Source organism: Streptomyces sp. NPDC051104 (assembly GCF_040682835.1).
In the GTDB taxonomy this organism is placed as follows: domain Bacteria; phylum Actinomycetota; class Actinomycetes; order Streptomycetales; family Streptomycetaceae; genus Streptomyces; species Streptomyces cynarae.
Map to the genome: position 1 here is coordinate 1 of NZ_JBFBBS010000093.1, position 5,679 is coordinate 5,679.

At 68.7% G+C, this 5,679-nt stretch carries 4 protein-coding genes; 3 read left to right on the plus strand and 1 reads right to left on the minus strand.

Annotation, left to right across the window (positions count from 1 at the left end; translation table 11 throughout):
* The first annotated feature begins 357 nt into the window (after window positions 1–357).
* Window positions 358–2,094 (plus strand): IS1634 family transposase, encoded by a 1,737-nt coding sequence (locus AB0N14_RS39350; RefSeq protein WP_366030501.1) that lies wholly within the window; start codon window positions 358–360, stop codon window positions 2,092–2,094.
* 486 nt (window positions 2,095–2,580) lie between these two features.
* Here AB0N14_RS39350 and AB0N14_RS39355 read toward each other — a convergent pair whose 3' ends face one another.
* Window positions 2,581–3,192 carry a TetR/AcrR family transcriptional regulator gene (locus tag AB0N14_RS39355; RefSeq protein WP_366030503.1) on the minus strand — a complete coding sequence of 204 codons (612 nt, stop codon included), beginning with the start codon at window positions 3,190–3,192 and terminating at the stop codon, window positions 2,581–2,583.
* Between the two features lie 121 nt (window positions 3,193–3,313).
* On the opposite strand from AB0N14_RS39355, the gene AB0N14_RS39360 reads away from it, so the two are divergent.
* Both AB0N14_RS39360 and AB0N14_RS39365 read left to right on the plus strand, forming a co-directional pair.
* Entirely contained in the window at window positions 3,314–4,249 is a 936-nt protein-coding gene (locus AB0N14_RS39360; RefSeq protein WP_366030504.1) for a carbon-nitrogen hydrolase family protein, read from the plus strand.
* Window positions 4,246–5,625, plus strand: a complete 1,380-nt coding sequence (locus AB0N14_RS39365) for an APC family permease (RefSeq protein WP_366030506.1) — start codon at window positions 4,246–4,248, stop codon at window positions 5,623–5,625. Before AB0N14_RS39360 ends, AB0N14_RS39365 begins: the two co-directional genes overlap by 4 nt.
* The last annotated feature ends 54 nt before the right edge of the window (window positions 5,626–5,679 follow it).

Sequence of the window (5,679 nt, forward strand, 5' to 3'; positions counted from 1 at the left end):
TTTCGGCCTTTCGGTCTAGGTGCAACCGTCTGACCTGCACCGATGCCCTGCCACACCCCCGAGAACCCCGCTTAACTGCGGAACGCAGGGAACGGGACTCGGTCCTGGCACTGCTGAACCGTCCGGAGTATGCCGAACTGCCGCCCGCCCAGGTCTGGGCCAGGGAACTGGACGCCGGGAACTACTGGTGCTCGCCCTCGGCCCCGAGTTCGACAGTTGATGGGCATACGGAGGGGTTCGGCGGCGGATCTATGCAGGTGAGAGGCTTCGCGTCTGCCGGAGCGGCTCGAATCGTGCGGGCAAACGGATTTGAGGTGAGTATTGATCTGAGCTTGTGATCTGCCTGATGATGCGGGCATGTACTTGCGGAAGATCCAGCGGCGGAACAAGGACGGGTCGGTGGTGCGCTACCTCCAGCTCGCCCACAATCGCCGCAAGGACGGCACGACCCAGGCCGAGGTCCTGGTCAACTTCGGCCGCGAGGACCGCCTGGACGTCGAGGGCCTGCGCCGTCTGGTCGCCTCGATCAACCGCTACCTCGGCGACGAAGACGACACCGCGAAGACGCTGGGCGCCGAGGAGGCCGGGCCGCTGACAGTGGAGTCCTCCCGGCCGATCGGCGCGAGCTGGCTGCTGGACGGGCTGTGGAAGCTGCTCGGCATCGACGCTGCGCTTGCCTCTCGGGTCGACGGGCGCAAGTTCCGCACCGACGTCGAGCGCACGATCTTCGCGTTGGTCGCCAACCGGGCCATCGCCCCGGCCTCCAAGCTCGCCGCTGCCGAGTGGGCCACCATCGACCAGGTGATCCCCGGCCTGGAGGCGCTGGCCGAGCAGCACGCCTACCGTGCCATGGACCTGCTGGTCGAGGCCGATACCCGAGCCGCCGTGCAGGAAGCGGTGTTCTTCTCCGCGGCCCACCTGCTCAATCTCGAAGTCGACCTGGTCTTCTTCGACACCACCTCCACCTACTTCGAGCGCGACGAGGCCGACGACCCGGACGGCGAGGGCTCCAGCCTGCGCCAGTACGGGCACTCCAAGGATCACCGCAAGGATCTGCCGCAGATCGTCATCGGACTGGCCGTCACCCGCGAGGGCATTCCGGTTCGCTGCTGGACCTGGCCCGGCGGGACCAACGACCAGACCGTGACCACCGAGGTCAAGGACGGGCTGCGGGACTGGCGGCTCGGCCGGGTAGTCACCGTCTGCGACACCGGATTCTCCTCCGAAGCCAACCAGGCCTACCTGCGCCGGGCCGGCGGCCACTACATCACCGGCATCAAGATACGTGAGGGCCCGAAACTCGCCGACCAGGCCCTGGCCCGGCAGGGCCGCTACCAGGAAGTGCGCGACAACCTGCGCGTCAAGGAAGTCCGCCTGGACGGCGACGACGGCAGGCGCTTCATCATCTGCCACAACCCCGCCGAAGCGATGCGCGACGCTGCTCGCCGCGAAGACCAACTCACAGCCGTCACAGAGGAGTTGGTCCGCATCAAGGCCGCCCGCGAGGCGGACGCGAAGAAGACGAAGGCCAAGTCGGCCAAGACCGGCAAGCGCCCCGCGGCCCCTTCGGACGCCCCGCACCGCAAGGCCGAGTGCGCGCTGCGCGACCATCCTGCCCTCGGCCGCTGGCTCAAGCAGCACCCGACCACCGGGCGGCTGTCCATCGACGCCGCCAAGGTCGCCGCCGAAGCCCGCCTGGACGGCAAGTACCTACTGGCTACCAGCGATCCGGACCTGTCTGCCGAGGACATCGCGCTCGGTTACAAGAACTTGCTGGAGGCCGAGCGCGCCTTCCGCACGATGAAGTCGACGCTGGACCTGCGGCCGGTCTACCACCGCCTGGACGAGCGGATACGCGCCCACGTGCTGCTGTGCTGGCTCGCGCTGCTGCTGATCCGCGTCGCCGAGCGCCGCACCGAGCGGACCTGGCCCGCGATCGCAGCCGAACTCGGCCGGATCCACCAGGTCACCCTCTCCGGCCCCGCCGGCAGCCTCCAGCAGACCACCCGCCTCACCGACACCCAGTCCAAACTCTTCAAGGAGTGCGGCGTCCCGCTTCCACCAAAGATGAGCGGCCTCAAGACCTCCGAATAGCCCCTGAACTGGGAAAACGCGCTCCGGAGCCGTGGGCACACGGCCCCGGAGCCCCGTCATGCCCATCGCCGCAGGTCAGCCAGCACTTCCGCCCCCGCCGTATGCCTACCAACTGTCGAACTCGGGCGACGGTCTCTCGGCGGGGGGGGTGGGAGGCGCGGCTGCACTGCATTGAATTCTCCTGTGCGGCACCGCCCGTGGTCTTCCACCGAACGAGCCGAACGCTCTCGGGCGTCGAGACCGCCAGACACTGCCGCGAACGCCGTCCGAGGCAGTCACCAAGGGTCGGCGGTTTGAGCCGGAGACATCGAGTCGTGGCGCCTCTTGGTGGCCAAGAGTTCGTCGTGGGTGCCGTGTTCGACGAGCCGTCCGTGGTGCAGGACGTCGATGCGATCGGCATGGCGGACGCCGGACATGCGGTGGGGGACAGGACGACGGGCTGGTCCGGGGAGGCGAGCCAGCCGTCTCCGTGCAGGTGACACCGGGTCAGTCGCGTCGGGCGAAGGCCGTGTTGCCCGTGACGATGCGGGCGTGGTCGAGTAGGCGATCCTCGATGTCCTGGGCGGTCGCACTGCCGACCAGCAGGTCCATCGCGTAGCCGTCCTCCAGTGCCACGAAGGAACGCCCCAGGGACCAGGCATCGCCGGCCAGCGCGAAATCGCCGCTTTGCTGCCCGACTTCGAGCACCTGACGGTAGAACTGGGTCTGCTGGTTCGCGAAGAGGCGCTGCCGCTCGGCGGCGCCCTTGTTGCGCAGTGCCACGGGGAAAAGCTCGAAGAGCAGCCGGGTGCTCTCCTCGCCTTCTCCGGGCCAGGGCACGCCGGAGTGGATGCAGGCACGCAACCGCGACACCGGACCGTCCGCTGCCGCGATGGCCTCCTCGCGGCTGACGAAGTACGTCGCGGCGCTGCGCTCGAACACGGCGGCGAACAGCTCTTGGATGTCGGCGTAGTAGTAGAGCACCGACGCAGGGGTGACGCCGACGGCCCTGGCGACGTCCCGCAGCTTGGTGGCTGCGGCCCCGAGCTCCACCACGGTCTTGGCGGTCGCGTCGATCAGCTGGGCGCGGCGTTCCGCCTGGTTTCTGGGTCGGGCCATGGACGACATGCTCGCACACCGCCGAATGCCGCTCATATCTCACCTGCGGCGACCCATTGACCCACCTCCATTCGTTAACTAAATTTCGTTTAACGAATCCCCGAATCAGACCTGGTGATCCATGTCCCGTCCCCTCCCTCTCGTGCTGGCCCAGGCAGCCCAACGCACTGCCGACGACCTGGACGGCCTGGCTGCAGACCTGCGAAGGCGGACGACGGGGCTTCCCGCCGCACCGCTGGTCGTGTACCCCGAGCTGCACCTGGGCGGCCCGGTCGGCGGTACCACGCTCGCCCCTGCCGATCTTCCCGAAGCCCTTGCCGAGCCCCTGGACGGCCCGCGTGACCGCGCCTTCGCGGAACTCGCCGGCGACCTCGGCGTCTGGCTCGCCCCAGGCAGCGTCTACGAGCGTGACACCGACGGACGTGTCTACAACACCGCCCCCGTGTACTCCCCGCGCGGCGAACGGGTCGCGGCCTACCGGAAGATCTTCCCGTGGCGGCCGTACGAGACCGTCTTCCCCGGCGCCGAGTTCACCGTCTTCGACCTCGACGGCATCGGCCGCGTGGGACTGTCGATCTGCTACGACGCATGGTTCCCCGAGACCACCCGCCACCTGGCCTGGATGGGCGCCGAGCTGGTACTGAACTTCGTACAGACCTCCGGCAGCGACCGGGCCCAGGAACTCGTGCTGGCCCGCGCCAACGCCATCGTCAACCAGCTCTTCGTCGCCAGCGTCAACTGTGCCGCGCCCGTCGGCACCGGCCGCAGCCTGCTCGTGGACCCGCAGGGCACCGTGCGCTCCGAGGCCGCCGCCGACAGTGACACCACCCTCACCGACGTGATCGACCTGGACGAGGTCGCCAACGTCCGCCGCCTGGGCACTGCGGCGCTCAACCGGCCCTGGCAGCAGTTCCACCCCGGCGACCGCCCCCTCGCCTTGCCGCTCTACCAGGGGCGGATCGACCCTGCCACCTGGGCCGGTGCCACCGCCCCGGCCCCCTTCCCGAGCGACCCCACCGAGATCCGCCGCACACTCGGGGAAGAGAGAATCTCGTGACACATCAGCCCACCCGCATGCGTGGAGACCTCGGACTCCTCTCCGTGGTCGCCTTCGGCGTCGCCTACATGGCCCCCGCCGTCGTCACTTCGATCTTCGGCGTCATCGCTGCCACCAGCAAGGGCGCCGCGCCCACCGCCTACGTGATCGCCACCGGCGCCATGCTGCTGACCGGCCTCAGCTACGCCAAGATGGCCAAGGTCCATCCCAGCTCCGGCTCCGTGTACACCTACGCCCGCAAGGAGCTCGACTCCCGCATCGGCTTCCTGGCCGGATGGGCACTGCTGCTCGACTACCTCTTCCTGCCGATGGTCGCCTGGCTGCTCCAGGCCATCTACCTCCACGCCCAGTTCCCGGCCGTCCCGGAGTGGGCCTGGCTGGTCATCAACGTGGTCCTCGCCACCGCCATCAACGTCATCGGCCTCAAGGTCGCCGACCGGATCAACCGAGTGCTGCTGCTCGGCGTCACCGCCGTCCTCGTCGTGCTTGCGGCGCTCTGCGTCCATTACGGCCTCGGTCACGGCGGCACCCCCGCGGCCGGCCACGCCTTCTGGAACAGCGCCACCAGCCTCTCCGCCGTCACCGCTGCCGCCGCCGTCGCCGCCTACGCCTTCCTCGGCTTCGACGCGGTGAGCACCCTCAGCGAGGAGGTGCGTGACCCGCAGCGCACCATCCCGCGCAGCATCATCCTGACCGTGCTGACCGGCGGCGGCATCTTCGTCGTGATCTCCTTCCTGATGCAGTGGGCCCACCCGGGCGGTTCCTTCCCCGACGAGGACTCCGCCGGGTACCTCCTGTTCACCGACGTCGGTGGAAAGACCTTCGCCGACGTGGCCAACATCGTCAGCATGCTCGGCGGGTTCGCCTCCTGCGTCGCCATCCAGGCAAGCACCAGCCGCCTGATGTTCGTCATGGGCCGCGACGGCGCCCTGCCCCGGCAGGTCTTCGGGCGCCTGCACCGCAAGCTGCTCACCCCGGTCGTCAACGTGCTGATCATCGGCGGCGTCGGCCTGCTGGCCATGAACCTCTCACTCGCCGACGCCACCTCCTTCATCAACTTCGGCGCGTTCCTCGGCTTCACGCTCGTCAATGTCTGCGTGATCGCCTATGCCGTGCGGCAGTGGCGCTCCGGAACCCGTCACTCGGCCGTGCGGTACCTTCTGCTGCCCGCCGCCGGTGCCGCCGTCGACGTCTATTTGATCACTCAGCTCGGCGACACCGCTGTCAGACTCGGCCTCGGCTGGCTGGTCATCGGAATCGTCTGGCTCGCGGTGATCACCAAGGGCTTCCGCCGCCCCGCCCCAGAACTGCGACTCCGGTCCGACGAGGAAGGCGGCCAAGGGCAAGCAGGGCGACGGCCAGGGCAAGCAGAGTGACGGCCAGTCCAGGCAACAGGGAGACGGCCAGACCAAGCAACAGGGCGACGGCCA

Coding starts and splice junctions, on each gene's coding strand:
- AB0N14_RS39350 (WP_366030501.1), top strand. CDS start 358: ATGTACTTGCGGAAGATCCAGCGGCGGAACAAGGACGGGTCGGTGGTG.
- AB0N14_RS39355 (WP_366030503.1), bottom strand. CDS start 3,192: ATGGCCCGACCCAGAAACCAGGCGGAACGCCGCGCCCAGCTGATCGAC.
- AB0N14_RS39360 (WP_366030504.1), top strand. CDS start 3,314: ATGTCCCGTCCCCTCCCTCTCGTGCTGGCCCAGGCAGCCCAACGCACT.